Here is a 23,659-nt window from a genome sequence, read left to right as displayed (position 1 = left end):
GGAAGACCCAGGAGACAGCATAATGCCCCGCGCCTTTTCTGAACTGACCTTCACACCCGCCGTTCGCGCCCATCAAGAGCGGATGGGATCCGCCGCGACCTATGCGAAATTCCTGAGCCGAGGACCAAAACAGGGCCATCAAATCGGACCGACCGAAGAGGCGTTCATTCGCGCCCGCGATGGGTTCTATCAGGCCACCGTCTCCGAAACCGGCTGGCCTTATGTGCAGTTTCGCGGTGGGCCGATAGGGTTTCTGAAAGTGCTGGACCCGCACACCATCGGCTATGCGGACCTGTCTGGTAACAAACAATATATCTCGCGCGGCAACCTGGATGGGAATGACCGCGTGGCACTGATACTAATGGACTACGCGAGCCAGCGCCGCCTCAAGATACTTGGCCGGATGACATTCTCGGAAGGTGCCGCAGCAGCGGCTGATCTTTACACCAAAGGCTCCGAGACCGAGGCAGAACGGGCCGCAATCATCAGGGTTGAAGCGCTTGACTGGAATTGCCCCCGCCACATCACGCCGCGCTTTACCGAGGCCGAGCTTCGGCCACATCTGAATGATCTGGGTCAGCAACTGGCTGTTCTGCAAGCAGAAAACCAGCGTTTGCTGCGGGAATTGGCTGAACTCAAAGCTGCTGGCGATATACGAAGCTGAAATCCGCGCCAGTTCAGATGTGAAACGAATGGCGCGCGATCCCTATGGATCTGGGCAGCAAATTGTGACGCAGGGTTGCCCTTTGGCCCAAGCTTTGCTTTGTCCTTTCTAAACATCACGACCTGCCGTCCGCTTGAGGCAGGAGCGGATAACAGAGAGGATCATCACATGGCAAAAGTTGCGTTCCTTGGCCTAGGCGTCATGGGCTACCCGATGGCCGGGCATCTTCAGGCTGCCGGCCACGAAGTCACCGTCTACAACCGCACCGCATCCAAGGCCGAGGCTTGGGTCGCCCAGCATGGCGGCGCGATGGCCCTGACACCGCGGCAAGCCGCAGAAGGGGCCGAATTCGTGATGGCCTGCGTTGGCAATGACGACGATCTGCGTATGGTTTGCACAGGTGAATATGGCGCCTTTCACGGAATGGCCAAGGGTGCGGTATTTGTTGATCACACCACCGTCTCGGCCAAGGTCACGCGTGAGTTGTACGAGGCTGGCAAGACACAGGGGGTTGCTTTTGTGGACGCCCCGATCTCGGGCGGTCAGGCGGGAGCCGAAAATGGTGTGCTATCGATCATGTGCGGCGGTGACATGGACGCTTATCGTGCTGCTGAGCCGGTGATGCAGGTCTATTCCAAAATCTGCCGCCGCATTGGAGACAGCGGCGCGGGTCAAATGACCAAAATGTGCAACCAGATCGCGATTGCAGGGCTGGTGCAGGGCCTGAGCGAAGCATTACATTTTGCCGAAAAGGCTGGGCTGGATGGTCGGGCTGTGGTCGAGGTGATTAGCCAAGGCGCGGCAGGCAGCTGGCAGATGGCGAACCGGTATGAGACCATGCTGGATGACCATTTTGAGCATGGCTTTGCAGTCGACTGGATGCGCAAGGATCTGGGAATCTGTCTGGATACCGCCAATGAGACCGGGGCTTCACTACCAGTGACGGCGCTGGTCGACCAGTTCTACAAAGACGTGCAGAAACTTGGCGGGGGCCGGTGGGATACGTCCTCGTTGTTCAAACGGTTGCGAGCACTGGACTGAGCAAAGGGGGGGGCTGTCTGCCCCATCGCGCCAGGGCGCGACTCCGCCCGAAGATATTTTTGGCCAGATGAAGAGGATCACCGTGGCAGTTGCAAGAGATAGCGCATGAGCGACTTGAACACTTTCTGGGCTGGTCGCCTGCGTGAACACTGGGGTTTGGACGCCCGTCTGACGCGTCTGGATGGGGAGTACGACCTCAACTTTCTGGTCAAAGCCACCAACGGGCAGGATTATGTGCTCAAGGTGATGCGCGCGGGGTGCGATGCGGCATTGGTCGATCTGCAGGTCAAGGCGCTGGGACATCTCAGCGCAGCAGCGCCCGGATTGCCCTTTCCTGCCGTTTATCCCGATTTGAACGGGATGATGTTGCCTGAGATTGCCGACGCGCATGGGCAACCGCGACAGGTCTGGCTGCAGGAACGACTGCCGGGGGCATGCTATGCAAGCAGCGCGCCCAAGACCGAAGACCTGATACTAAAACTGGGCCGTGTTCTGGGCGCAACCGACCGGGCGCTGGAGGGGTTCACCCACGAGGGCTTGCATCGCGCGGATTTCAAATGGGATTTGACGCGGGCGAGTTGGATCGTCGACCAACTAGAGGCCATCTCTGATCCGGCACGACGCGCGCGCGTTCAACAAATCACAGCGGATTTTGAGGCGATCTCTGATCAACTGGGTGCATTGCCAAAACAGGCGATTCACAATGATGCCAATGATTACAATATCCTTGTTGAAGGCAATCTGGGCGAGCGACGCAGCATCTCGGGTCTGATCGATCTTGGCGACATGTGCGCGGCGCCGCGCGTTTGCGATCTGGCTATTGCCGGGGCCTATGTCGTTCTGGAGCACCCTAAACCCGAGCGCGCATTGGCTGCGCTGGTACGCGGTTATCACGCCGCCAATCGGTTACGCCCGGATGAGATCGACCTGATCTGGCCTTTGTTGCAAGCACGGTTGGCGGTGTCCGTGGTGAATTCGACGCTGATGGCGATTGAGAACCCGGATGATCCGTATGTCACGATCAGCCAGGCCCCGGCGTGGCGATTGATTGAAAATGAGGCAATCAATGGCGCACTCATGCCCGCCCGATTGCGCGCCGCGTGTGGCTTGCCCGTTGTGGATGGGGCCGAGCGCATCCATGCCTATCTGTCCAACCATCGTGGACATTTCGCGCAGATGTTCGGGCAGGATCTGAGCGACACGCCAATGGGCTCACTGTCGGTGGAGAACTCGACCTGGCCGCAAAACCCGTTCCACATGCCGCTGGACGAGGCGGCGCGGGTCGGCGAAGAATTTGGGGAAGGCCCCTGGCTTGGGTATTACAGCGAGCCACGCCTGATCTATGCTGAGCCAGGGTTTCGCAAGGGACCGTGGAAAGCGTCGGATCGGCGCACTGTGCATTTGGCCGTGGATGTGTTTGCGCCCGCCGGAACAGTGCTGCATGCACCTCTCAGCGGTCGGGTCGAAGCGGTTGAAAACAGGGACGCGCATCTCGACTATGGCGGGGTTGTGATCCTGCACCACGAAACGCCCGAAGGGGATGCATTCTACACGCTTTATGGCCATCTGGACCCTGAGGTGAGTGAGCGTTTGAAACCGGGTGACCCGGTGGCTCAGGGTGCAGCTTTTGCCCGTCTGGGCGACGCCAGTCAGAATGGCGGATGGGCCCCGCATGTGCATTTCCAACTGGCGCTGACGACCGACGGTATGCAGGCCGACTGGCCGGGCGTAGCGGATCCTGATGAGCTCGAGCTTTGGCACGCGGTCTGCCCCAACCCCGCAGCACTGTTGAACTTGCCTGATGAAAAGGTTTTCTATCGACCAACCGACAAGCAGGCGATCCTGCAGGACAGGCGCGCACACTTCGGCGGCAATCTCAGCCTGACATACGACGACCCGGTCATGCTGGTGCGTGGCTGGAGGCATCACCTGTTCGATGAATGGGGGCGACCCTATCTGGATGCCTACAACAACGTTCCGCATGTAGGCCATGCGCATCCGCGTATTCAGGCGGTTGCAGCGGATCAGCTGAAGCGCATGAATTCGAACACACGCTATCTGCACCCGGCGCAAACCGCTTTTGCCGACAAGGTATTGTCGAAACTGCCGGATCACCTTGAGGTTTGTTTCTTCGTCAACTCAGGGACAGAGGCCAACGAATTGGCTCTGCGTCTGGCGCGCGCGCATACCGGGGCAAAAGGGATCGTGACGCCCGATCACGGCTATCACGGCAACACAAACGCTGCGGTGGCGATCTCGGCCTACAAATTCAACAAACCTGGCGGTATTGGGCAGGCAGATTGGGTGGAACTGATTGAGGTCGCGGATGACTATCGCGGCTCATTCCGGCGTGATGACCCCGAGCGCGCCCGGAAGTTTGCTGACCTGATTGATCCGGCGATTTCGGCACTACAGGCAAAAGGGCAAGGCCTAGCTGGGTTCATCGCTGAAACATTCCCCTCAGTCGGGGGACAGATCATTCCACCAAAAGGCTATCTGTCTGCGATATATGAAAAAATCCGTGCCGCCGGAGGGGTCTGCATTGCCGATGAAGTCCAGACTGGCCTCGGGCGCCTGGGCGACTATTACTTCGGCTTTGAACATCAGGGCGCGCTGCCTGACATAGTGGTAATGGGGAAGCCCATCGGCAACGGCCACCCGCTGGGTGTGCTGGTCACTACCAAAGAGATCGCCGAAAGCTTCGACAACGGGATCGAGTTTTTCTCGACCTTCGGAGGATCGACCCTGTCCTGCCGGATCGGAAAAGAGGTGCTGGACATCGTCGACGATGAAGGCCTTCAAGAGAACGCCCGTGTGATGGGGGCTCACCTGCTGGATGGCCTCAAACAGATCGAAGCTGACTTTGGCTGTGTCGGCGATGTGCGCGGTATCGGCCTCTTCTTGGGTGTGGAACTGATTAACCCGGATGGCTCGGAAAGCGGTGAGATTTGCAGCTACGTCAAGAATCGGATGCGCGATCATCGCATTCTGATCGGTAGCGAGGGACCCAAGGACAATATCCTGAAAATCCGGCCACCGCTAACCATCGAAGCAGAGGACGTCGACATGATTCTTTGGACGCTGCGGGAGGTTCTTGGCGAAGTGGGTGACTACAGCCCTGCCCCCATGTGCGATCACGATCATCATCATGCGGGCTGCGGCTGCTGCTAAGAAACACAAACCCCAGCGAAATTGCTGGGGTTTTGTCGCCGTCGATCAGTGGAGCACTGAATGTGGGGGGTGGTGCCCGGTCGTCGGCAAAGGGATCGAAACGGTCATCCGGCGTAACGCCAAGCCCAGTTCCTCGGACAACGAGGCCAGTGCCGGGGCGAAATCGGGCCGTACGATCAGCGAGGCCATCATCATTGCATCTTCACGCGCCCCTTCAGAGGCGGCACCGATCATCTGGGCAAAACAATTCTCATCAGCGCCCAGACATGCACATCCCAGCCCATGACGCACCAGCGGACGGCGACCGTGATGTGCACAAAGTGAACACAGCCGGTCCAGCGTCAGCATCGTGGCGCGTCCCTGATCTGCACCCAGCGCGATGTCAAAATCGCTTGCGGCATTTGCCCGGCCTTCGACCCCATCACCCCAAAGCCGCAGATACATGACGGCTCCGGCCTCAATGGGGTTCAGGTCAGCCAGACGGCCAACAGCCGCCCCGCCACGCGAAGAAGGTGCGCTCATTTTGTCAGGATCAGTTTGCCTGCGCGGGTGATACGCAGCGTATAAAGCTGATCGCCCAGCTCGATATGGGCCAAATTGCCGCCATTGGTGAGGTCTTCCGCTTTGTGGGCCGGAAGCATCGAAACAGCGTAGCTAAGGGTCGAGGTAGGGGTTTGCGCGTTCATTGGGGCATCTCCAGAGCATCTGTGGCACTTGGCCTTGTCTGTCTTCGTTTCGCTTGATCTGGCTGACCCTGTTTTGGGCTGGCTATCTGTTCGCGTGATTAATCTGATAAAAATAGTAAGGTTTGTCAAGCTGCTGTTTTTTCAATCGCTCCCACGGGTCTCTATTGCGCCGTCGCACAGCACGACCTAGGCATTGGACATCAACAAACAAAGGCGGATTCGCAGATGGCAGCAGTTGTCGTATTTGATCTGGATGGCACCCTGATAGACAGCCTTGCCGACCTTGCAGCTGCGGTAAACCGAATGCTGCACGATCAGGGGCAGGCCTCATTGCCTCAGGATACAATCCGGGGATTCGTCGGGAACGGATTGCCCAAGCTGGTCGAGCGAGCGATGACGCATTGCGGGCTGGAGCCAACGCTTCACAAGGACCTGACACAGCTTACTCTGAAGCACTATAATGCAGGCGCCTGCGATCAGACCGTAGTTTATCCCGGCGTGATCCAGGCGCTGGATGAGCTTCGCGATATGGGCTGTGCGCTTGGGGTCTGCACCAACAAACCCGAAGCCCCTGCCCGGCATGTGCTGGGCGAACTTGGCCTGCTACCCTATTTCAACACGGTCTTTGGTGGAGACACGCTGGATATACGCAAACCCGATCCAGAGCACTTGCACGCCTGTTTCAAGACCCTTCAAGCCGCAGGCCCACAGATCTTCGTTGGCGACAGTGAGGTTGATGCAGAAACTGCGCAACGGGCTCAGGTCCCGTTTTTGCTGTTTGAACAGGGATATCGAAAGTCACCGGTTTCGGACATGCCGCACACGCTCAGCTATGATAACAGTACCGCACTGCCTGCACTTGTTCGGAAAATCCTGACGCAGGCATAGACCCCAAAAAAGGTCGAGGGGCCGGCCAAGGGGGTAAGAAGCCAGCCCCTCATCGGGGGAAATTAGTGAAAGTGGATTGGGCGCACTGGCCCGGTAGTTAATGAAAAGTTAACGCACCTGCGCGGATCGCGAAATTGGGGGATTCCCGTAGTGCTGCGATTTTTTCCCCGATCTTCCTAATTATTTTGCGCACAGAAGCCTAAAAACTGGGATTTATGCGGCTTTCTCAGCCGCGGCACGCGCGATCACCAGTTCCTCGTTCGTCGGAATGACCATCAGTTTCACACGTGACAGGTCGGTCGAGATGACGCGCAGATTGTCCGCGTTTGCATCGTGGTCCAGTTCAAGACCCAACCACCCCATGTCAGTGCAGATACGATCACGGATATAGGTCGAGTTCTCACCGATCCCGCCGGTAAACACGACGGCGTCCAGACCTCCCAACACAGCGGCCAAAGCGCCCAGCTCGCGGCGTATCCGGAACGTGTAGTAGTTGATGGCATTGCGTGCACCCGGCGTATTCGACGCCTCAAGCGTACGCATATCATTGGTCATTCCGGAAAGGCCAAGCAACCCGGATTTACGATACAGAAGATCCGAAATCTCATCCGCATTCATGCCTTGCTGATCCATCAGATACAGCACAACACCCGGATCCAGCTGGCCACAACGCGTTCCCATCGGCAAACCATCCATGGCCGAGAACCCCATGCTTGAACCGACCGAGCGACCTCCGATCATGGCGCACATCGAGGCACCGTTGCCAAGATGCGCCACAACCACCCGTCCGCCATGTATCAGCGGCGCAGTCTTGGCCAGATGGTCCGAGATGTAATCATAGCTCAGACCGTGGAAGCCATAGCGGCGAACGCCCATATCGTAATACTCGGTCGGCAATGCGAAGGTGTCATTGACCCAAGGGTGGTGGCGGTGAAAAGCGGTATCGAAACAGGCAACCTGCTTGGCATTGGGGAACCTGTCCATCGCAGTACGTGCGCCCTGCAGATTGTAAGGTTGGTGCAGGGGCGCAAAAGGCTCGAGTTTTTCCAGAATCTGCAAGCTTTCGGGGGTCAGCAGAATGGGCCTGTCATTATCCGGGCCGCCATGCACGATGCGGTGTCCAACTGCGGTCACGCCCGCCGACGGGAACTGCCGTTCCAGCAAATCCAGAATATAGTCCAAGGCGCTGGCCTGATCGCACAGCGCTTCAGAAGCGGTATCGGCAAGCACGCGGCCATCCGTGGTCTCTGCTTTGATGAGCGCCGCGCGGCTGCCGATGCGTTCCACCTCTCCCGAACAGACAAGGATCGGATCTGCTTCGCCCGCGGAGAACAACCCAAACTTCAGCGAGGACGAGCCTGAATTCAGTGTGATGATATGGTCCATCAGATCTTACCCGACATCCGCGCCGCATGCAGGGCCGCGACGGCACAGGAAACGAGCCGCGCCTTTTCGCCATCTGCGCGACTGGTCAGAATAATCGGTACGCGCGCGCCCAGCACCACCCCGGCAGCCTCGGCGTGCGCGATATACGTCAGTTGCTTGGCTAGCATGTTGCCTGCGTCCAGATTGGGTACGACAAGAATGTCTGCCCGTCCGGCCACCTCGGACACGATCCCTTTGGTGCGCGCCGCGGCCAGGCTGACCGCGTTGTCCATGGCAAGCGGCCCATCGACCAAGCCACCCCTGATCTGCCCCCGCTCGGCCATCTTCGACAGCAATGCGGCATCAATCGACGACCGGATTGCTGGATTCACCGTCTCGACCGCCGACAGAACACCCACTTTCGGAGCGCCAATTCCGATTGAGATTGCCAGATCGATCGCGTTCTGCGTGATGTCGATCTTGGTTTCCAGATCCGGCTCGATATTGATGGCCGCATCGGTCACCAGCAAGGGATGCGGCTGGCCGGGTATATCCATGACGAAGACATGCGTAAAACGGCGCCCCGCGCGAAGTCCACGATCCCGCCGCAACGCCGCCCGTAGCAGTTCGTCCGTATGAAGATGCCCCTTCATCAATGCTTCAACATGTCCTTCGACAACCAGATCAACCGCTTTGTTGGCGGCGTCCAGATGGTCCTTAACGGGAACGATCTCAACGTCACCCAAGGGCAACTCAATCTCACGCGCTGCTGCAGCAATCTTGTCGGGGTCACCTATCAGAACCGGCTTGATGATGGTTTCACGCGCCGCCAATAAGGCCCCCCCCAGCGAGTTGGGCTCTTCTGGGGCGACAACTGCCGTGGGGATCGGAGGCAGCGGGCGCGAGCGATCGAGCAGTGCATCAAAATGCCGGTGCCGCTCGACGACCAGACCAGGCACTTCAATCTCATTGAATGACAGTTCTTTCTCCGGAGCGATCACGACCGCGATGCCGGACACGATCAGCACCTCATCACTAGGGCGCATCACCTGAGTTTTCAGAACTACCTCGCGGTTATCGCGTTTTTCGATAACCGTAACTCTGGCCAGCAGTTCCTCACCCGCATATGCCCGGGCGCTAAAATCCAAGCTTTGCGACTTATACAACGTACCCGCGCCCGGCAGGATATTCCCCAAAACGGCCGAGATCAGAGCCCCAAGAAACATCTCGGGCGCGATCGCCTCGTTTACGTTATCACCGTCCCCATCTTCGTCGGCCAGGTTCAAAGGGTTATGGTTGCCGGAATTCGATGCGAAGGCATAAAAATCATCCTCTGTGCAGAACCGGGTCAACTCGGCGGTGTCTCCGATCTGAAGCTGATCAAAGGGCTTGTTGTGATACTGCATTGAAACTCTCGGCGGCTGTTTTGCACCGATCATTATGAGATTTCACGTAAATTTCCAATGACGTTCGATGGATTTTGTCGTGTCATGATGCATCGATTTTTGATCGCACTGCATGCTTCACGACATCGAGAACAGAGTTTTGATCTGGTTAGTCTTTTCTGACCGAGCATCGCGCAGATTGCGGGTTTGAAACTCCTCTTTCCGAAGCCGCATGGAAAACCCCAAGTCGACGAAAGGCGTATGTCGCGCGGAATGATTTTCTTCAACCGCAATGATTTGCGCTGGCGTAACGCTTCTGCGGCCTATAGCCCACACAAGACGCTATGCAGTCGATGAAAGCGCTGGAGCGAGAGGGGCAATGACCGCTGCCCAAGGGCCTGTCTCGCAGCCTTCGCTCTCGGGGCTATCGTCATCTAACGGTTATGAAGCCTGACCCTACGTCGCCGGTTGTTATTGTTATCATGGATTTCGACCAAACAGACAAAGTCCATGACAGGCCCGCGCTGATTGCCTAGAAATGCCTATTAGATTTGCTTTTGGAACCAGGTGATCCCAGTGGAGCAATTGGCGTTTACATACGAAATGGGTGTGGTCTCGGCGCTTTTGGCCTTCACGGTGTTCTTGTTTGTGTCCGAGATTGTCAGGATCGATCTTTCGGCCATCCTGGTGTTGGTCATCGTGGGTCTGTTGAGTTATGCACCGGGTCTCGAAAATCTGGCAAATGTTCCTCATCTGTTTGACGGGTTTGCGTCCAATGCCGTGATTTCGATCATTGCGGTCATGATCGTAGGTGCTGGTTTGGATAAAACGGGCCTAATGAACAAGGTCGCGTCCGTCATTTTGAAATATGGTGGTAAGTCTGAAAACCGAGTGCTGCCGATCGTTTCGGGCACAGTCGGTGTTATCTCGTCATTCATGCAAAATGTCGGGGCGGCGGCGTTGTTCCTACCGGTGGTTAGCCGTATCTCATCGCGATCGGGTATTCCGTTGTCACGTTTGCTTATGCCCATGGGGTTTTGTGCCATTCTGGGGGGGACAATGACGATGGTCGGGTCCTCGCCGCTTATTCTGTTGAATGACCTGATCCAAACTGCAAACGAAGGGCTGCCCGAAGCCCAGAAGATGGAACCCTTTGGATTGTTTTCCGTTACCCCCATAGGTGCGGTGCTGATCCTGACGGGGATCGCATATTTCCTGCTGCTGGGACGTTGGGTGCTGCCGGGTGATTCAGGGTCGGAGAGTACGGGTACCGGGCGCGGGACTCAGGAATATCTTCAGCGGGTCTACGGGCTGAAGGCCGATGTGTTCGAGGTTGTGGTTCCGGCCGACAGCCCGCTGGTCGGGCAGATACTGGCCGACATCAACTTTGAAAATCATCTCTATATCATCTCGACCTTTTACCGTGGCAAGACCTCGATGGTTCAGGTGCTAACAGCCGAGATTGCTGCGCCTTGTCGTTTAGCGATTGTGGGACGGCGCTGGGTTGTCGAAGAGTTTGCCGAAAAGTACGGGCTGACGGTGCTGCCTGATCTGGATGTGTTTGTCGAAGAGTTCGCACCCACGAATGCTGGGGTCGCAGAGGTGGTCGTGACGCCTGACAGCAAACTGATCGGCAAATGCCCTCGCGAATTGCTATTCCGCAAAACCTACGGAATGTCTTTGCTCGCCATCCACAGGGGTGAAGAGACGCTAAGTCATGTCGAGACTGAGACGCATGAATCCACCCAGATCGGGCTTGAGAAGTTCAAGGCTGGCGACATGTTGGTTGCTCATACCCGCTGGGACAACCTGATGCGGATAAAGCGTGATCCGGATTTTGTTGTGGTCACGTCTGATTTCCCGCAGGACGAATTGCGCCCGCAAAAGGTAGGCTGGGCGCTCTTGTTCTTCTTGATCTCATTGTCGCTGATCCTGTTCACGGATGTGCGGTTGTCGCTCTGTTTGCTGACCGGAGCCGCAGGAATGATGTTGACCCGGGTGCTCAGTGTTGACGAGGCGTATCGAGCAGTTGGATGGAACACGGTCTTTCTGCTGGCGTGTCTGATCCCGTTGGGTCAGGCGGTGCAGAATACCGGGACTGCGGCATGGATTGCGCAACAGATCATGATCATCTTGGATGGATGGCCGAATTGGGCGCTACAGGCGGGCGTCGCCATTCTGGCGACGGCATTTTCTCTGGTCATGTCAAACGTCGGCGCGACGGTTCTGTTGGTGCCCCTTGCGGTTTCAATTGCGGTTGCGGCGGGTGCCAACCCGGCGGTCTTTGCATTAACCGTCGCGATTTCGACCTCGAACAGTTTCATTATCCCGACCCATCAGGTGAATGCGCTGATCATGGGGCCAGCTGGGTACAAAGTGACCGATTTCGTCCGTTCGGGCGGGATCATGACGATCATTTTCTTGATCGTCTCACTGTTGATGCTGAATGTGATTTTCTGACCCTGTTAATCACCCAGCTAGGCTGATCGTTTGGCCCTGCTCTGACGCCTGTTGTGCGGCAAGACCGATACGCACAGCCCAGATCCCATCATGCAGTGAGACCTCGGGTTTGGCGCGCTCGCCCCTGACCAGCTCCAGAAAGCCTTTGTGCTGATAATAAGTCGAGCCATTGTGGTCGCCAGCCGCCAGCAACTCGGGATCAACGGGGATGTCGCGCTGGATTGGGCCTTTCGGTGCACGAGGGCTGATGATCAGCTGTGGTACAGGCGCGTCGCCCAAATGTTCGGGCCAGAAGCGGCCCGGGCCGGGCACAAGCGCTTCGATCTTGGCATCGCGCCCAATGGCCGAGATTTCTTCTTGATACCGCGAACCCTCGGCAAACATGCAAAGCTCGAGCATCGCGCGCGCGCCCGAAGCAAAATCGACAATGACATAGCCGTGGTCCAGAATATCTGGAGTATCGCCGTCATAAACTTCGTCCAAATGATTGACGGCTTGGCCTCCGCTTGCGGAAACACGAACCGGGTCTGATTGCAGGATCAGGCGCATGAGGTCGAAGAAGTGGCAACATTTTTCGACGAATGTACCGCCAGTGTTACGGTTGAACCGGTTCCAATTGCCGACCTTCTCGAGAAACGGAAAGCGGTGTTCGCGGATCGTGAGCATCTTGATCCCACCACCGGCGGTCGCTGCTTCATCGATCAGCGCCGTGATCGGGGGCATATAGCGATATTCCATCGCGACCCAGATCGGGTGCGGAAAACTGCGTTCCAACTCCTCAAGCCGTGCAAGATCGGTGGGATCAGTGAACAACGGTTTCTCGATCAACAGTGGCAGTGGGCGGGTTTCCGCAATCTCGGCCAGTTGATCAACATGCAGGTGGTTGGGGCTGGCGATGACTAGACAGTCCAGATCATTGACTGCCAGAAGGTCCTGAAGGGAAGACACCATCTGCGCGTCGGGTGCAATCGCCTGCGCCTTATGCGCCATCTCCGGGTCGGGTTCGAAGATTGCGGCGACGCGCGTGCCCTCAAGCAGAGCAATGTTGTGCAGGTGTTCCTGCCCCATCATGCCGCATCCGATCAGCCCGTAATTGGTGGTCCGGGTCATGCGCAGTTCCTTTTATTTCAGGCGTTGAACATATGTGGCTCGATCTGGATCAAACCATGTTTTTGAAAACTCGATAGGTTCAGCTTTCTCAGACCAACTGAACCGTTCGATATACCCTGCGGCTTGGCCCGCAGGTTTGGTGAAGCCTTCAGGTGTCCAGTCGGGCAGGGCACTGACAGAAACGCGATCCTCTGCCCGTGTGATCCAGAAGCCAAGTTGTTGCTGGTAATAGCGATAAAGCGAGTCGGACAGCAGGTTCTGGTCGATGGTCCCGGCTGATTCGTCCAGCCAGATTTCTTCGACCGCGATGATTGTGTCATTCAGATAACGCATCCGGCGTACGCGCGAACCGCTATCAGACAGGCCGAATTCCGGCAGCTTCGCAGGCTTCTTGAGATGATCAACTGACAGAATATCGGCACGCGGTAACCCGCCGCCCTCGGGCAGTTCCAGCCGGAACATGGCATAGACGCTGTTCTGCGTTCCGGTCTCGCGGATGTAGTTGCCCGAGCCCTGAATACGCTCCAACATGCCTTTTTTCTCAAGCTCGGCGAGCGATTTTCGCAAGGTCCCGACCGAGACATTTAGGTTCGAAGCCATGTCCCGTTCAGGTGGAAGACGCTCACCATCAATCAGACGGCCCGCAGCAATATCGCGGATCAGAAGCTCTGAGATCTGGACATAGATCGGCAGGGCATTTGGATTGCGGCTGTTGGCGGACATTGAGGGCGCTTCACTCGGTCGCAGGAAAAATTGATACACTATTGATCTACATCAATGCGCTTGCTACGCAAGAGGAAAGTCAAAGATGTACGGAGCGTGAATCAAATGACCATCGTCCCCATCACATCCCCCGACCTGGATGCGGCCGAGGTTTCGTGGTTTGCAGCGCTTTGCTCGGATGACTACCAGTTTCTGGGTGTGCCCGATGGTGAACTGCGATCCAGCTGGGAGCATTGTTCAGGCATCGTGAAAGAGGCCGAGGCGCAAGGCTTTCGCAATATCCTGTGCCCATCGTCTTATCAGGTCGGACAGGACACCCTGAGCTTTGTTGCAGGTTGCGCGCCGATTACCGAAAACATCAACCTGCTGGCCGCCGTGCGCTGTGGCGAGATGCAGCCCATCATGCTGGCCCGTACCATCGCGACGCTGGACCACATGCTTAAGGGGCGGTTGACAGTCAACATCATCTCTTCCGACTTCCCCGGCGAGAAAGCCGACAGCGCGTTCCGCTATCAGCGCTCGCGCGAAGTGGTCGAGATCCTGAAACAGGCCTGGACGCAGGACGAAATCAACCATGCGGGCGAGGTCTATAACTTTTCAGGCCTGACCACCGACCCGGCTCGGCCTTACCAGACCGGTGGCCCACTGCTGTATTTCGGCGGCTACTCGCCGTCTGCTTTGGACCTGTGCGGCGAGCATTGCGATGTCTACCTGATGTGGCCTGAGACGAAGGACCAACTGGCCGAACGGATGAAGGCCGTTCACGCTGTGGCCGAGAATTACAACCGCACACTGGATTACGGCCTGCGCGTCCACATGATTGTTCGGGATACCGAGGCTGAGGCGCAGGAATATGCGGATTACATCGTCTCGAAACTGGATGACGAATATGGCCGCGCCATCCGCGAACGGGCGCTGGACGCGACCTCTCTGGGCGTGGCGCATCAGGCGAAGAACCGCGATCTGGCGGATGAATACGGTTATGTCGAGCCGGGCTTGTGGACAGGCGTCGGACGCGCACGGTCGGGCTGTGGCGCGGCGCTGGTCGGGTCAACCGATCAGGTCATGTCCAAGATCGAAGAATATCAGAAGATGGGCATCCGCGCCTTCATCTTCTCGGGCTACCCACACATGGATGAGGCCAAGCATTTTGGCGCCCGTGTGATGCCCAACCTGAAAACCTGCTCGCTGCCCGAAGCCTATGGGCGCGTGCCTGCAACCACCCCGGCGACCCCGCTGGGCAACGGAGTTCGTCGCTGATGCAACGTGTGAAACTATCTGACACGCTGGAAATGAGCCGCCTTGTCTATGGCATGTGGCGCTTGGGCGACGACAGTGACACGTCGACTGCGCATGTTGAGGCCAAAATTCAGGCTTGTCTGGATCAGGGGATTACCACCTTCGATCAGGCCGACATTTATGGCGGATACGCGGCCGAGGCCGTTCTGGGCAATGCCTTGCGCGCCAATCCCAGTCTGCGCCAGAAGATGGAGATCGTCACCAAATGTGACATCGTCGCTCCGGTTGGCCGCTATGCTGAGGCCAAGGTCAAATACTACGACACGTCGCGCGCGCATATTCTGAAATCGGTGGAGACGTCGCTGTCCGAAATGGCGATCGACCACATCGATCTGCTGTTGATCCATCGCCCTGATCCATTGATGGACCACCATGAAACCGGTGCAGCGCTGGATGAGGTAGTCGCCAGTGGCAAGGTCGGCGCGGTTGGCGTGTCCAACTTCCGTCCGTGGGATTGGTCCTTGCTGCAGTCGGCGATGAAAACCCAGTTGGTCACCAATCAGATTGAAATCTCGCTTGGGGAGATCAGCCCGTTTACCAATGGCGATCTGGCGTTCCACCAACAACACGGTCACCCGTTGATGGCGTGGTCGCCGTTGGGTGGGGGCTTGCTGATGGCCGGTAACCCACCGGTCGGTGTTGTTGCGGATGAGATCGCCGCAGAATTCGGTGTGGACCGAGCTGCCGTTGCGGTTGCCTTCCTGCTGGCGCATCCGGCAAACATCCTGCCGGTGCTGGGCACCAACAATCTGGACCGCATCAAGCGCGTCTCAGATGCTTTGAAGGTCAAGCTGGATCGTGAAAGCTGGTACCGCCTGTATGAGGCGGCGCTGGGACATGAGGTGCCATGATGAATGCAATCTCGCGCGATATGAATCATACCTTCGTCCCGCATAAAGACGACACGCGAACCCTGCGCGATGCTTTTGGGCGCTTTGCCACGGGTGTTACCGTCGTGACCTGCGACAGCGAGGATGGGCCGATATGCATTACGGCCAACAGCTTTTCGTCCCTGTCGCTGGACCCACCGCTGGTGATGTGGGCGGGCGACCGCAATTCGCGCCGGTTCCGCTATTTTCACGCGGCACGTCATTTCAGCGTGCATGTTCTGTCTGCTGAACAGGCAGAGCTGTGCTTTGGCTGTTCAAAAGACGCCCATGCGTTGCGCGATATCGAACATGACCGATGTGTAAACGGCACCCCGCTCTTGCCGGGCAGTCTTGCCCGGTTCGAATGCGAGCAGCACGCCTATCACGATGCAGGCGATCATGTGATCGTGGTGGGCAAAGTTCTGAAAGTCAGCATGGCGGATGGAGACGCGCTGACTTTCTTTGCCGGAAAACTCGGCCAATTCGCGCAGAACTAAGCGCGATATGACGACTGCGGGGCAAACCCGCGGCTGAACAAGGGAGGATCCGCATGGGCGGACTGGCATCGGCGTTAGCGCCGATTGCATTCGTGAACGAAACCGTGCTGCGACTGGGCCGCGCGGTTGGTGTCGTTGCGATTGCATTCATGGTGATCGCAATCCTGATCCAGGTGTTCTTTCGATACGTTCTTGGAAACGCTCTGCCATGGCCGGACGAGGCTGCGCGGTTCTGTATGCTCTGGATGACGGGCCTGATGGCGCCCACAGCCTTCCGACGCGGAGGTTTTGTCGCCATCGACATGCTGCAGCGCTTCCTGCCGCGCGTGCTTGGCCTTTCGCTGAATCTATTCCTGCTGCTGATCTCGCTGGCCGTCCTGCTGGTTGCAGTCAATATCGGCTGGTCCGAGGTGACGGGATTTGGTGGCCGGTTCGCCACTGCGGCCCTGTATCTGCCCACTTCTTTCGGGTTCGACGAATGGTATCGCATTCCGCGCAGTTGGATGATGGCGTCACTGCTGGTGGGGATCATCCTTCTGATCTCGGTCAATATCGAGCTGATCCTGCGGTCCATCGTGACCATGCTGGGCGGAGGGCATCTTCTGCCTGAGATTCCCGAAGCTGCGGTGGGGGCTGAATAAATGCTGATTTGGTTCCTACCCACATTCCTGATTTTCCTGCTGATCGGCCTGCCGGTCTTTTTTGCATTGCTGGCCGCTCCGGGTATTTTGCTGTGGCTGAGTGGCCAAACCAACGACATCACGCTGCTCTATCGCAATGTCTATAACGGTATGGATAGCTTCCCGCTGATGGCGATCCCTTTCTTCATGCTGGCCGGAGAACTCATGAACCGGGGCGGCATTACCATCCGACTTGTGGAGTTCAGCCAGGCCCTGATGGGCCACCTGCGGGGCGGCCTTGCGCATGTGAACGTCCTCAGCTCGATCCTGTTCGCGGGCCTTTCAGGATCCGCTGTCGCCGATACTTCGGCGCTTGGGTCAATGCTGATCCCGGCGATGGAGAAGCAAGGCTATACCCGCAAATTTGCCGCCGCGATCACGGCAGCCAGTTCGGTGATCGGGCCGATCATCCCGCCCTCGGGCATCATGATCATCTATGCCTATGTCATGGGTGAAAGTGTGGCTGCGCTCTTTCTCGCTGGCATCGTGCCTGGGGTCATGGTCGGTGTCGGTTTGATGCTCATGATCAAGCTGATGGCGGATCGCTACGACTTCCCGGTCGCCAGCCGTAAATACACTTGGCCGGAACGCCGTCAGGCCAGCCTAAAGGCGTTCTTCCCACTGATGACCCCTGTGATCATCCTGGGCGGAATACTGGGTGGCATCTTTACCCCAACCGAGGCCGCCGCAGTCGCAGTAGGGTATGCCTTCATCATCGGTTTCTTCGTCCTGCGCACATTGACGTGGAAAGAAGTCCCCGAAGTGCTCAGCAATGCAGGTATGACCTCAGCTGTCGTCCTGTTGTTGGTCGGGGCGGCAATGGCCTTCAAGACGGTGGTCAGCCTCAGCCATGCGCCCGAACAACTGGCCTCGCTGATCCTCAGCCTGTCGGAAAACCCGCTGATCCTGCTGTTCCTGATCAACCTGCTGCTGTTCATTGTTGGAATGTTCCTGGATGCAGGCCCTGCGATCATCATCCTTGGTCCGATCCTCGGTCCGATCTTCACCAGCCTCGGTGTAGACCCGATCCATTTTGCCATTATCATGAGCGTCAACCTGACTGTCGGTCTGGCCACCCCGCCCATGGGGCTGGTGCTGTTCGTAGCCGCCGCCGTGTCTCGGGAACGGGTTGAAACCATCGCCAAGGCAATCCTGCCGTTTCTGGCGGTCGAAATCATCGTGATCTTCTTGATCACATACATCCCCGCACTATCCATGACGATCCCGAGGATAACGGGATTTGCAAACTGAACTGAGTATCACAGGGAGGAAACGCATGCTCAGAAGATTTATCAAAACCGCAGCGGTGGCCACGTCGCTAGTGGCCGCGTCTGCGATTGCCGCGGCTGCCGCCGACTACACGCTACGCGCCACAGCAAACTCGAATGAAAACGACGAAGACTATGACGGTCTGGTCGTTTTCAAGAACTACGTTGAGGCGGCCTCGAACGGAGCCATTGAGGTTGAGCTGTTCATAGGTACGCAGCTCTGCTCGAACGGTGCCGAGTGTCTGCAGGGTGTGGCAGACGGTACGATCGACATCTACATCTCAACCTCTGGAGGGGCCTCGGGCATCTTCCCTTACGTGCAGGTTCTGGACCTGCCTTACCTGATGGCCGATGACCGCATTGCCGAACATGTCCTATCTGGTGATTTCACCCGGCAGATGCGCGACATGGCGCTGGAGGATTCCGGCGGTGCGATCCGTCTGATGACAATCGGCAATACAGGTGGCTGGCGCAACTTCGCCAATACGCAACGCCGTGTTGCTGAGCCGGCTGACATGGAAGGTCTGAAAATCCGCACCGTGGTTGCCGACTTGCCGCAGGAGCTGGTCAAAGCACTGGGTGCATCACCGACCCCGATCCCGTGGCCAGAACTGTTCACCAGCTTCCAGACCGGCGTGGTTGAGGGCTCGAAAAACGGCATCACTGATATCATGGGTATGAAGTTCCCTGATGCAGGCCTGCAATATGTCACGCTGGATGGGCATGCCTACATGGGTGCGCTGTGGTGGATGAACAACGCCAAGTTCCAGGAGATGCCAGAAGATATGCGCCGCGTGGTAGTCGACGGGTTTTATGCGCTGCAGCAGGCGACCTTTGCCTCACCCAAGCGCAAGTCGATCCAGGCGTATGAGGATTTCGTTGCCGGCGGTGGTGACCTTTATGTCCTTACACCCAACCAGAAAGCTGCTTTCAAAGAAGCCGCAACCCCGGTCTATGACTGGTTCCAGTCCAATGTGGCACGTGGTGATGAGATCTTTGTAGCGTTGACTGACGCTGTGGCAGCAGCCGAGGCGGATGTTAATGCCTCACGTGATGCGGATCTGAACTGAATTGTTGGGCCGGGCCCTGGGGTCCGGCCCTCACCGAAACGGGTACATCCACCCTTTGTAGTCGTTGACCAGAACATGCGCCTTCTCGATCTGCTCCGGCGACATTTTCTTGACCACTTCCTCAAGGCTGATCGCCGCATCGGGATCGCCGCCAATGGCGCTGAGCGTGTACCACATGTAGGCCCGCACCAAATCAGGCGCGGGCATGCCCAGTCCCAGCTCATAGTACCAGCCGATACCGGACTGCGCCCCGGGATGTCCTTTCATCGAGGCGCGCAGGTACCATTCAAACGCCCGCTCATAATCCTGTTCGACTCCAAGGCCCAACCCGTACATCACACCGATCAGCTCCTCGGCTTCGGCATTGCCGGAGCGCGCGGCGGGCAGCAATTCCTCACGCGCGGCTTCAAACTCTCCGGCCTCCATCAGATCGCGTGCTTGTTCCAGTTCAGCCAGCGCTGGGGTCGCGAGAAGGCACAGGGCAAATACAAACTGGCGCATGGGGTTGCTTTCCTTTTGGCAGGGGCTGCGGCAGCTCAGGATCTGCCGCGCCCGCTGACGGATGACGATTTCATCCCCTTTGATATGGAACAGGCCGCCATCGGTCATCAACTGTTTTACGATCCGATCTTGTCGGGCAACCAGAACATCAGCTGTGCCCACTGCCACCACCCGGATTTTGGCACCTCGGACGGGTTGTCGCTGGGCATTGGCGAGGGCGGGCAGGGGCTTGGCCCAGATCGCACGCCGGGCACCGGAGCGGACAAAATCCGCAAGCGTATTCCCCGCAATTCGCCGGGGCTTTGGAACCTTGGGGCAAAGGACCTTCACACGGTCTTCCATGACGGTCGCCTAAGTATCTCTGACGTCTACGGTAACGGCTTCAATTCGCCCGCGCAGGAGTGGTTACCGGACGGCTTGAATTCGCTGCTGGCCGCGCAGGCGCTTTTCCCGCTGACTTCGCAGTTTGAAATGGCCGGGAATGTGGCCGAAAATCAGGTCACCGGCGCGGTGCATGACCGCATCGACAAGGGCTGGCCGATCCTCGCCAAACGGGTACGCACCGATCCGCGCTATGGGCCCGCCATGGTCAAGGCGTTCGAGGACATCGACACGACCGAGGACATCACGATAACTCAGATCACCAACGCGCTGGCCGCGTTCATGGCGCTGGAATGGCGCAGCACCAACAGCCCGTTTGATCAATATCTGGCCGGAGACCATGCCGCTCTGACGCCAGAGCAATACGATGGTATGACCTTGTTCTATGGTGAGGCAGGTTGCGCAAACTGCCATTCCGGCCCGTTGCTATCGGATCAAAAATTCCACGCGCTGAGCTTGCCGCCATTTGGACCGGGCAAGACCCGCCAATGGGACCCCTATGCCCGCGACGTGGGTCATATGGGTGAAAGCAACCGTCTTGAGGACGCCTATCGCTTTCGCACACCGATGCTGCGCAATGTGACAGAGACGGCGCCCTATGGTCACAACGGTGCCTTTCCCGATCTGGAAGGCATTATTCGCCACCACTTGAACCCATCTCAGAGCCTCGCTGCCTGGACCCCTGATTTGGCCGGGCTGCCCAACGTGCCGTGGCTTGAGAATGTTGATTTCATCGTCTGGCAGGACCGGTTTGAGATGGAGCGTCATCGTCAGAAATTTGACATCGAACCGCTGGAACTGACCGATGCCCAGGTCGCAGATCTGGTGGCTTTCATGGGTGCATTGACCGGGACCACACTGGATGCGCCACTGTTCGGTGTGCCAGATGGGTTTGAGCCCTAGAGCCAAGTCTCATAGCGTGAAAACAACTAATGCGCCAAGTGCGATTGTTGAGAGAAAGAATACCAAGCTTCGGTCATATCGGTTCTCTACGCGTCGCCAATTCTTCAGCCTGCCGAATATGAACTCGATCCGATTACGGCGTTTGTAGCGACGCATATCGTACTTCACCGGTCTCTTTCTCTGTTGCCAATCTGGAATGCACGCGCGTAAACCCGGTAACTGCCGTCCGACTCTGACATTCGGACGGACGGTTTGCCACCAAGGAGGTAAGCATCTATTTTCTTTGAAAAAAGTGGTGAGCCGTGCAGGATTCGAACCTGCGACCCACTGATTAAAAGTCAGTTGCTCTACCAACTGAGCTAACGGCCCACTCTTTTTAGGATCTCTTCGATCCGCAGCACTCTGTAAGGTAAATACCCGACCGGGTTCAAGACCTTATTTCGTACTTCAGTTCGCCGACATTCATATGAGTTCAGCGCCCCGATAGGCGGCCTAATTAGGCAGGTGACAAAGGGGGGTCAACCCCTTTTTTCAGGAATCTACGCGACAGGGTGGATTCATGTCCGGACCGGCGTTATATGCCCGCCATGCAACAGATACTCGACACCGGTTTGGCCTTTATGAAGATGCACGGGTTGGGCAACGACTTTGTCGTTGTCGATGCGCGCGCGCATGCCGTGCCGGTCACCCCGGCCCTTGCCAGGGGAATCGGGCACCGGCAGTACGGCGTGGGATTCGATCAGTTGGCGGTTATCGAACGCGGTGAAGCGGATGCGCATCTGGTGTTCTACAATGCCGACGGGTCGACTTCGGCTGCATGTGGCAACGCCACGCGCTGTATCGCCCGGTTTTTGATGAACGAAACAGGCAAATCCGAACTCACGCTCACAACTGAACGCGGCACACTACAGGCCCGCGACGCTGGCGATGGACTGACGTCGGTGAATATGGGGCACCCCCAACTTCTTTGGAACGAGATTCCCCTGGCGGAAGAGATGGACACGCTGGAACTGCCGATAGAAGGTGGTCCAACAGCGACTGGCATGGGCAACCCGCACTGCACTTTCTTTGTCGACAACGCCGAGGCCATTCCGATGGAAGAGTTCGGCGCGCGTTACGAATACCATCCACTCTATCCCGAACGCACCAATGTTCAGGTCGCACAGATAGTCGCACCCGACCGCATCCGCATGCGGGTATGGGAGCGAGGAGTGGGGATCACTCTGGCCTCGGGGTCATCATCTTGCGCCACGGCTGTTGCTGCCTCACGTCGAGGCCTCACTGGGCGTAAGGTGCAAGTGGATCTGGACGGCGGCACAATCTGGATCGACTGGCGCGAGGATGGGGTCTGGATGACGGGGCCCACAGCCCATGTGTTTTCGGGCACGCTGACGCCTGAATACCTGAGGTCACTGGAATGAACCCACCCAAGTTCAGCACTTTGGGCTGCCGCCTGAACGCCTATGAAACCGAGGCAATGAAAGAGCTGTCGCAGCAGGCGGGGCTAACGGATGCTGTGATCGTGAACACTTGCGCGGTTACGGCCGAGGCCGTCCGCAAGGCGCGGCAGGAGATTCGCAAGCTGCGCCGCGAAAACCCCTCGGCACGTCTGATCGTCACCGGGTGCGCGGCGCAAACCGAGCCGCAGACCTTTGCTGCCATGGACGAAGTAGACGCAGTCATCGGCAACACCGAAAAGATGAAACCGGATACCTGGAAAGGCATGGCCGCCGATTTCATCGGTCAGACCGAGGCGGTTCAGGTTGACGACATCATGTCTGTCACGGAAACCGCCGGGCATCTGATTGATGGCTTCGGAACCCGCTCACGCGCCTATGTACAGGTTCAGAATGGCTGCGATCATCGCTGCACCTTCTGTATTATCCCGTACGGCCGGGGCAATTCTCGCAGCGTCCCTGCGGGCGTTGTGGTGGATCAGATCAAACGATTGGTCGATAGGGGCTACAACGAAGTTGTTCTGACCGGGGTCGATCTGACCTCATGGGGCGCGGATCTGCCCGCTCAGCCGAAACTGGGCGATCTCGTGATGCGCATCCTTAAACTGGTGCCCGATCTGTCTCGCCTGCGCATCAGCTCAATCGACTCGATCGAAGTCGACGAGAACCTGATGCACGCCATCGCGACCGAGCCGCGCCTGATGCCCCATTTACATCTGTCCTTGCAGCATGGCGACGATCTGATCCTGAAGCGCATGAAACGCCGCCACCTGCGCGAAGATGCGATTCGTTTCACTGAAGACGCCATCAAACTACGACCCGACATGACTTTTGGCGCGGACATCATCGCTGGCTTCCCGACCGAGTCCGAGACTCATTTCGAGAATTCCCTCAAGCTCGTCACCGAGTGCAACCTGACCTGGCTGCATGTATTCCCCTATTCCAAACGCGAAGGCACTCCGGCAGCCCGCATACCGCAACAGATCAACGGCAATGTCATCAAACAACGCGCCGCGCGCCTACGCGCCGCCGGCGATGCACAAGTCATCAAGCATCTGACGGCACAGATCGGCAAAACCCACAATATCCTGATGGAAAATCCCACAATGGGCCGCACCGAACAATTCACCGAAGTAACCTTCGGCAACGCCCAACCCGAAGGCGAGATCGTAATCGCGACGATCCGGGGGCACAGCAAAGCTCAATTACAAGTGTGATCCGTTCTTCATCTGGCCCAAAAT

General features: G+C 57.6%; 22 protein-coding genes and 1 tRNA gene. 14 read left to right on the top strand and 9 right to left on the bottom strand.

Annotated features, from left to right (window positions below; translation table 11 throughout):
* The first annotated feature begins 22 nt into the window (after nt 1-22).
* From ACR0AY_RS16125 to ACR0AY_RS16115, 3 genes are all read left to right on the top strand, one after another.
* Nucleotides 23-664: a pyridoxamine 5'-phosphate oxidase family protein gene (locus tag ACR0AY_RS16125; protein WP_170514515.1), complete on the top strand. Its 642-nt coding sequence runs from the start codon at nt 23-25 to the stop codon at nt 662-664.
* A 114-nt stretch (nt 665-778) separates the two neighbouring features.
* Nucleotides 779-1,705 (top strand): NAD(P)-dependent oxidoreductase, encoded by a 927-nt coding sequence (locus ACR0AY_RS16120; protein WP_480454425.1) that lies wholly within the window; start codon nt 779-781, stop codon nt 1,703-1,705.
* A gap of 105 nt (nt 1,706-1,810) precedes the next feature.
* A complete protein-coding gene (locus ACR0AY_RS16115) occupies nt 1,811-4,876 on the top strand; it encodes an aminotransferase class III-fold pyridoxal phosphate-dependent enzyme (protein ID WP_170514509.1) in 3,066 nt (1,021 codons plus the stop codon).
* A 45-nt stretch (nt 4,877-4,921) separates the two neighbouring features.
* On the opposite strand, the gene ACR0AY_RS16110 is transcribed toward ACR0AY_RS16115, so the two are convergent.
* The gene (locus tag ACR0AY_RS16110; RefSeq protein ID WP_170408198.1) at nt 4,922-5,398 is read right to left on the bottom strand and encodes a hypothetical protein; all 477 of its coding nucleotides are present in this window, start codon (nt 5,396-5,398) and stop codon (nt 4,922-4,924) included.
* On the bottom strand, nt 5,395-5,562 hold the full coding sequence (gene hemP, locus ACR0AY_RS16105; RefSeq protein ID WP_170398358.1) for a hemin uptake protein HemP: 168 nt from the start codon (nt 5,560-5,562) through the stop codon (nt 5,395-5,397). Before hemP ends, ACR0AY_RS16110 begins: the two co-directional genes overlap by 4 nt.
* 225 nt (nt 5,563-5,787) lie before the next feature.
* Between hemP and gph the strand changes: the two genes are divergently transcribed.
* Entirely contained in the window at nt 5,788-6,450 is a 663-nt protein-coding gene (gene gph / locus ACR0AY_RS16100; RefSeq protein WP_170514506.1) for a phosphoglycolate phosphatase, read from the top strand.
* Nucleotides 6,451-6,663: 213 nt separating this feature from the next.
* Here gph and ACR0AY_RS16095 read toward each other — a convergent pair whose 3' ends face one another.
* Together ACR0AY_RS16095 and ACR0AY_RS16090 are read right to left on the bottom strand one after the other, a co-directional pair.
* On the bottom strand, nt 6,664-7,836 hold the full coding sequence (locus ACR0AY_RS16095) for an acetate/propionate family kinase (RefSeq protein ID WP_170514504.1): 1,173 nt from the start codon (nt 7,834-7,836) through the stop codon (nt 6,664-6,666).
* The gene (locus ACR0AY_RS16090; RefSeq protein ID WP_170513721.1) at nt 7,836-9,221 is read right to left on the bottom strand and encodes a bifunctional enoyl-CoA hydratase/phosphate acetyltransferase; all 1,386 of its coding nucleotides are present in this window, start codon (nt 9,219-9,221) and stop codon (nt 7,836-7,838) included. Before ACR0AY_RS16090 ends, ACR0AY_RS16095 begins: the two co-directional genes overlap by 1 nt.
* A 582-nt stretch (nt 9,222-9,803) precedes the next feature.
* Between ACR0AY_RS16090 and ACR0AY_RS16085 the strand changes: the two genes are divergently transcribed.
* On the top strand, nt 9,804-11,660 hold the full coding sequence (locus ACR0AY_RS16085) for an SLC13 family permease (RefSeq protein WP_170398548.1): 1,857 nt from the start codon (nt 9,804-9,806) through the stop codon (nt 11,658-11,660).
* A gap of 9 nt (nt 11,661-11,669) precedes the next feature.
* Here ACR0AY_RS16085 and ACR0AY_RS16080 read toward each other — a convergent pair whose 3' ends face one another.
* On the bottom strand, nt 11,670-12,770 hold the full coding sequence (locus tag ACR0AY_RS16080) for a Gfo/Idh/MocA family protein (RefSeq protein WP_170514501.1): 1,101 nt from the start codon (nt 12,768-12,770) through the stop codon (nt 11,670-11,672).
* Nucleotides 12,771-12,782: 12 nt separating this feature from the next.
* Nucleotides 12,783-13,493 (bottom strand): GntR family transcriptional regulator, encoded by a 711-nt coding sequence (locus ACR0AY_RS16075; RefSeq protein ID WP_170513702.1) that lies wholly within the window; start codon nt 13,491-13,493, stop codon nt 12,783-12,785.
* Nucleotides 13,494-13,598: 105 nt separating this feature from the next.
* On the opposite strand from ACR0AY_RS16075, the gene ACR0AY_RS16070 reads away from it, so the two are divergent.
* Genes ACR0AY_RS16070 through ACR0AY_RS16045 form a run of 6 tightly spaced genes read left to right on the top strand, consistent with a single transcriptional unit; the run spans nt 13,599 to nt 19,176 of the window.
* On the top strand, nt 13,599-14,753 hold the full coding sequence (locus tag ACR0AY_RS16070; protein ID WP_170514496.1) for an LLM class flavin-dependent oxidoreductase: 1,155 nt from the start codon (nt 13,599-13,601) through the stop codon (nt 14,751-14,753).
* Complete coding sequence (locus ACR0AY_RS16065; RefSeq protein ID WP_170514493.1) at nt 14,753-15,643, top strand: aldo/keto reductase; 891 nt, start codon at nt 14,753-14,755, stop codon at nt 15,641-15,643. Before ACR0AY_RS16070 ends, ACR0AY_RS16065 begins: the two co-directional genes overlap by 1 nt.
* Complete coding sequence (locus ACR0AY_RS16060; protein WP_170514668.1) at nt 15,643-16,158, top strand: flavin reductase family protein; 516 nt, start codon at nt 15,643-15,645, stop codon at nt 16,156-16,158. Before ACR0AY_RS16065 ends, ACR0AY_RS16060 begins: the two co-directional genes overlap by 1 nt.
* 53 nt (nt 16,159-16,211) lie before the next feature.
* Nucleotides 16,212-16,799, top strand: a complete 588-nt coding sequence (locus ACR0AY_RS16055; RefSeq protein WP_170514490.1) for a TRAP transporter small permease subunit — start codon at nt 16,212-16,214, stop codon at nt 16,797-16,799.
* Nucleotides 16,800-18,089, top strand: a complete 1,290-nt coding sequence (locus ACR0AY_RS16050; RefSeq protein WP_170398321.1) for a TRAP transporter large permease — start codon at nt 16,800-16,802, stop codon at nt 18,087-18,089.
* 25 nt (nt 18,090-18,114) lie between these two features.
* Nucleotides 18,115-19,176: a TRAP transporter substrate-binding protein gene (locus ACR0AY_RS16045; RefSeq protein ID WP_170514487.1), complete on the top strand. Its 1,062-nt coding sequence runs from the start codon at nt 18,115-18,117 to the stop codon at nt 19,174-19,176.
* Nucleotides 19,177-19,206: 30 nt separating this feature from the next.
* Here ACR0AY_RS16045 and ACR0AY_RS16040 read toward each other — a convergent pair whose 3' ends face one another.
* Nucleotides 19,207-19,677 carry a tetratricopeptide repeat protein gene (locus ACR0AY_RS16040; protein WP_170408184.1) on the bottom strand — a complete coding sequence of 157 codons (471 nt, stop codon included), beginning with the start codon at nt 19,675-19,677 and terminating at the stop codon, nt 19,207-19,209.
* 15 nt (nt 19,678-19,692) lie between these two features.
* Here ACR0AY_RS16040 and ACR0AY_RS16035 point away from each other — a divergent pair, with 15 nt between their 5' ends.
* Nucleotides 19,693-20,961: a cytochrome c peroxidase gene (locus ACR0AY_RS16035; protein WP_170514484.1), complete on the top strand. Its 1,269-nt coding sequence runs from the start codon at nt 19,693-19,695 to the stop codon at nt 20,959-20,961.
* A gap of 9 nt (nt 20,962-20,970) precedes the next feature.
* Here the strand turns inward: ACR0AY_RS16035 and ACR0AY_RS16030 are convergent, their stop codons facing one another.
* On the bottom strand, nt 20,971-21,303 hold the full coding sequence (locus ACR0AY_RS16030) for a transposase (protein WP_480454424.1): 333 nt from the start codon (nt 21,301-21,303) through the stop codon (nt 20,971-20,973).
* Nucleotides 21,255-21,330: transfer RNA gene (locus ACR0AY_RS16025), tRNA-Lys, on the bottom strand. Before ACR0AY_RS16025 ends, ACR0AY_RS16030 begins: the two co-directional genes overlap by 49 nt.
* Nucleotides 21,331-21,539: 209 nt before the next feature.
* Between ACR0AY_RS16025 and dapF the strand changes: the two genes are divergently transcribed.
* A complete protein-coding gene (dapF, locus tag ACR0AY_RS16020; RefSeq protein WP_170514478.1) occupies nt 21,540-22,382 on the top strand; it encodes a diaminopimelate epimerase in 843 nt (280 codons plus the stop codon).
* Entirely contained in the window at nt 22,379-23,635 is a 1,257-nt protein-coding gene (gene mtaB / locus ACR0AY_RS16015) for a tRNA (N(6)-L-threonylcarbamoyladenosine(37)-C(2))-methylthiotransferase MtaB (protein ID WP_170514474.1), read from the top strand. Before dapF ends, mtaB begins: the two co-directional genes overlap by 4 nt.
* The last annotated feature ends 24 nt before the right edge of the window (nt 23,636-23,659 follow it).

The sequence above is a fragment of the Ruegeria sp. A5 genome (assembly GCF_056543005.1).
The sequence above is the reverse complement of the archived record's forward strand: the minus strand, read 5'-3'. Positions and strand labels throughout refer to the sequence as shown.

What these genes read in the sequence shown, in the direction of transcription:
- ACR0AY_RS16045 (WP_170514487.1), top strand. Translation starts at nt 18,115, where the DNA reads ATGCTCAGAAGATTTATCAAAACCGCAGCGGTGGCCACGTCGCTAGTG.
- dapF (WP_170514478.1), top strand. Translation starts at nt 21,540, where the DNA reads ATGCCCGCCATGCAACAGATACTCGACACCGGTTTGGCCTTTATGAAG.
- gph (WP_170514506.1), top strand. Translation starts at nt 5,788, where the DNA reads ATGGCAGCAGTTGTCGTATTTGATCTGGATGGCACCCTGATAGACAGC.
- mtaB (WP_170514474.1), top strand. Translation starts at nt 22,379, where the DNA reads ATGAACCCACCCAAGTTCAGCACTTTGGGCTGCCGCCTGAACGCCTAT.
- ACR0AY_RS16090 (WP_170513721.1), bottom strand. Translation starts at nt 9,221, where the DNA reads ATGCAGTATCACAACAAGCCCTTTGATCAGCTTCAGATCGGAGACACC.
- ACR0AY_RS16065 (WP_170514493.1), top strand. Translation starts at nt 14,753, where the DNA reads ATGCAACGTGTGAAACTATCTGACACGCTGGAAATGAGCCGCCTTGTC.
- hemP (WP_170398358.1), bottom strand. Translation starts at nt 5,562, where the DNA reads ATGAACGCGCAAACCCCTACCTCGACCCTTAGCTACGCTGTTTCGATG.
- ACR0AY_RS16115 (WP_170514509.1), top strand. Translation starts at nt 1,811, where the DNA reads ATGAGCGACTTGAACACTTTCTGGGCTGGTCGCCTGCGTGAACACTGG.
- ACR0AY_RS16040 (WP_170408184.1), bottom strand. Translation starts at nt 19,677, where the DNA reads ATGCGCCAGTTTGTATTTGCCCTGTGCCTTCTCGCGACCCCAGCGCTG.
- ACR0AY_RS16110 (WP_170408198.1), bottom strand. Translation starts at nt 5,398, where the DNA reads ATGAGCGCACCTTCTTCGCGTGGCGGGGCGGCTGTTGGCCGTCTGGCT.
- ACR0AY_RS16125 (WP_170514515.1), top strand. Translation starts at nt 23, where the DNA reads ATGCCCCGCGCCTTTTCTGAACTGACCTTCACACCCGCCGTTCGCGCC.
- ACR0AY_RS16095 (WP_170514504.1), bottom strand. Translation starts at nt 7,836, where the DNA reads ATGGACCATATCATCACACTGAATTCAGGCTCGTCCTCGCTGAAGTTT.
- ACR0AY_RS16060 (WP_170514668.1), top strand. Translation starts at nt 15,643, where the DNA reads ATGAATGCAATCTCGCGCGATATGAATCATACCTTCGTCCCGCATAAA.
- ACR0AY_RS16080 (WP_170514501.1), bottom strand. Translation starts at nt 12,770, where the DNA reads ATGACCCGGACCACCAATTACGGGCTGATCGGATGCGGCATGATGGGG.
- ACR0AY_RS16085 (WP_170398548.1), top strand. Translation starts at nt 9,804, where the DNA reads ATGGGTGTGGTCTCGGCGCTTTTGGCCTTCACGGTGTTCTTGTTTGTG.
- ACR0AY_RS16075 (WP_170513702.1), bottom strand. Translation starts at nt 13,493, where the DNA reads ATGTCCGCCAACAGCCGCAATCCAAATGCCCTGCCGATCTATGTCCAG.
- ACR0AY_RS16050 (WP_170398321.1), top strand. Translation starts at nt 16,800, where the DNA reads ATGCTGATTTGGTTCCTACCCACATTCCTGATTTTCCTGCTGATCGGC.
- ACR0AY_RS16070 (WP_170514496.1), top strand. Translation starts at nt 13,599, where the DNA reads ATGACCATCGTCCCCATCACATCCCCCGACCTGGATGCGGCCGAGGTT.
- ACR0AY_RS16055 (WP_170514490.1), top strand. Translation starts at nt 16,212, where the DNA reads ATGGGCGGACTGGCATCGGCGTTAGCGCCGATTGCATTCGTGAACGAA.